We start from the raw sequence: 2,459 nt of genomic DNA, 5'->3' as shown, positions 1-2,459 counted from the left end.
GTAGCCGGGCCGTTCTCATCAATTCAAAAAAAGCAAAATGAAAAATCTACTGTTAATTCTTGGAATAATCTGTTTAGTCTATGTTGGAGCAAAAAGTCAAATACTCAATGGGAGCTTTGAAGAAGTAGAGTATATTGATTCATCAGGAGACTCTGTATTATATCCTAAAAATTGGTGGTCTGGAAGCCCCGAATTTGATGGATACATAACAACAGACTCTTATAGTGGGGAATATGCTATGTATCTAAAATCTTGGTATCAAGGAAACAATACAGTGTATTTTTATAATGGTGATTCACCAGTTAGACGTTTTGGATCCACAGAAAAGAACAAACATCTAGAAGGTGCAGGTACTCCAATAGATGAGCTTCCGTCAGAATTAAAGGGTTATTATAAGTTTCAAAATGTCAAACCCAATGATTCAATGATAGTCACAGTGTATGTAAAAAGATATATTGAAGAATTTGATAGTATCCATATAGTAGGATATGGTCGGGGGGAGTTTCCAGAAACTGAATTATATGAAGAATTTACAGTACCGCTTGTTAAGCACTCAGAGGAGACTCCTGATAGTATAATTATTCAGATTGAAACATCCACCAATGTGAACTTTTGTCAAGGCGTTGAGTGTAATTATTTAACAATTGATGACTTTTCATTAGAGTATGCTGTAGATACTGAGGAACTAATTTTAAATAGAATTGAGGTTTTTCCTAACCCATTCTCAGACAAAGTAAGAATCACATCAGAAAATGGTATTGAAAAAATAGTTGTATCAGATCTATCAGGAAGGATGATTTTATCTGAAACTACCTTTGATATGACAAAAGAATTAGATTTAAGTGGCTTTGATTCTGGAGTCTTAATACTTACAATTATTGATGAAGAAGGAATAAAGAACAACTATAAGTTAATTAAAATGAACTGATGAGAACAATGGCTACATGCCATGCCGGTAAAAATCTTCGAGAGGAAAATGGAGATAAAAAACCCGCGCAGGCAGCAAAAGCCAAGCTTCGCCAATTTGGTCTTTTGCTGCCTGCGCTAGCATTTGTGAAATGGAACGAAAATGGTAAATTTAGAGTCCGGCACAGCACGTAGCCGAGCCGTTATGGGCAATTAAAAACAACATAGCGGTTCAAAGCAGGCTGACCACCTAAAGTGACAAAAAAAGTGGAGACAAGAAAACCATTAAAAAAACAGGGAGTATTCTGAAAATCCAAAAGAGTAGGAACAAAATTTAAAAAAAATAACAAGATGAAAAATTTATTGATTTTAGCAACGATGTTGCTTACGTTTGGTTTTGCGAATGCTCAAACTGTAAAAACCAAAAATTCATATGGCGACCCAGTGGCTTATGTTGACGGAAATACACTAAAGTCAAAAAACTCATATGGGGATGCCTTATTCTACAAAGATGGGAATACTATAAAAAGAAAAAACTCTTATGGTGATGCTGTTTATTACATTGACGGAAACACAGTAAAATATAAAAACTCTTATGGAGATGCTGTGTACTATTTTGATGGTAATACAATCAAAAGTAAAAATAGTTACGGAGATGCTCTTTATTTTTTAGACGGAAAGACCTTAAAATATAAGAACTCTTATGGTGATGCTGTTTATTATTTCGAGGGTATTCCTGAAAAATGGGTAATAATTTGCCTTATTGGACTATAAATGAAAAGCCCATAACATTGTATAAGCGGTATTAAAACAGCCGCTTATACTAACCGTTGTGCGTCATGAACTATTAAAATGATGATAAATGAAATCAATAAGTTAATTTCAAAATATGGAGATTTGCCTCAGTTTGAAGAAAAAGCAAATCAAGCTGAAAAGGAAAAACTGTTCTTGCTAAAAAGGGAATTAGTGATCGAATACAATGATTATAAATACGGTCATAGAAATAGTATTGACTCTTTTATCAAGAATCATTTGGCACAAAAAGCAGAAATTCAAATAAGTGTAGTAGATGAGCAAGATGAATTTTATTCCTTGTTTTCGGCAAATTCTTTTGAAGGAGAATCAAATATTATTAATCCAAATGAATATCGTGTTGAAGGACTACCGGAGTTGTTAGAATTTAAATCGCTATTTCAATATTTGATATTTCATAAATGTGTTTTGTTTTTAGACTGGAAATTGGCTGTTGATGCACTTAAATCGGGAGAAAAAAATCGATTACTACGAATAGAAAAGCTTATAAAAAGTTACGACCAGACCTGGATAGAACACAAAACACAAATTTTAGAGAACGGTATTCAGAATTTGCTCAAAACGAATAGATATTTCAAGGAGAGGTTTTTGAATTCAAATAGTGAATACTTTGTGTTTCAGTCGAATTATGAAAACTTTGGAGTAACGAATATTCAAAGCTTTTTAGATACAGAAATAAGGAAAACGTAACTATTTAGGTCAATTTGCAAAATAGCGAAAAAATAGCGAACTAGCACAGG

Annotated in this window: 3 protein-coding genes; all 3 read left to right on the top strand. The window is 33.1% G+C overall.

All coding sequences use genetic code 11. The features are described from left to right. Nucleotides 1-37 precede the first annotated feature (37 nt). The 3 genes from IX84_RS00015 to IX84_RS00005 all read left to right on the top strand — a co-directional run bounded on the left by IX84_RS00015 (nt 38) and on the right by IX84_RS00005 (nt 2,409). Nucleotides 38-928 carry a T9SS type A sorting domain-containing protein gene (locus tag IX84_RS00015; protein ID WP_044215487.1) on the top strand — a complete coding sequence of 297 codons (891 nt, stop codon included), beginning with the start codon at nt 38-40 and terminating at the stop codon, nt 926-928. Nucleotides 929-1,257: 329 nt separating this feature from the next. Further along, nucleotides 1,258-1,680: a hypothetical protein gene (locus IX84_RS00010; protein WP_044215486.1), complete on the top strand. Its 423-nt coding sequence runs from the start codon at nt 1,258-1,260 to the stop codon at nt 1,678-1,680. A 78-nt stretch (nt 1,681-1,758) separates the two neighbouring features. Then, a complete protein-coding gene (locus tag IX84_RS00005; RefSeq protein WP_152604862.1) occupies nt 1,759-2,409 on the top strand; it encodes a hypothetical protein in 651 nt (216 codons plus the stop codon). Nucleotides 2,410-2,459 lie beyond the last annotated feature (50 nt).

The organism is Phaeodactylibacter xiamenensis (assembly GCF_000759025.1).
Classification (GTDB): Bacteria; Bacteroidota; Bacteroidia; order Chitinophagales; family Saprospiraceae; genus Phaeodactylibacter; species Phaeodactylibacter xiamenensis.
The sequence above is the reverse complement of the archived record's forward strand: the minus strand, read 5'-3'. Positions and strand labels throughout refer to the sequence as shown.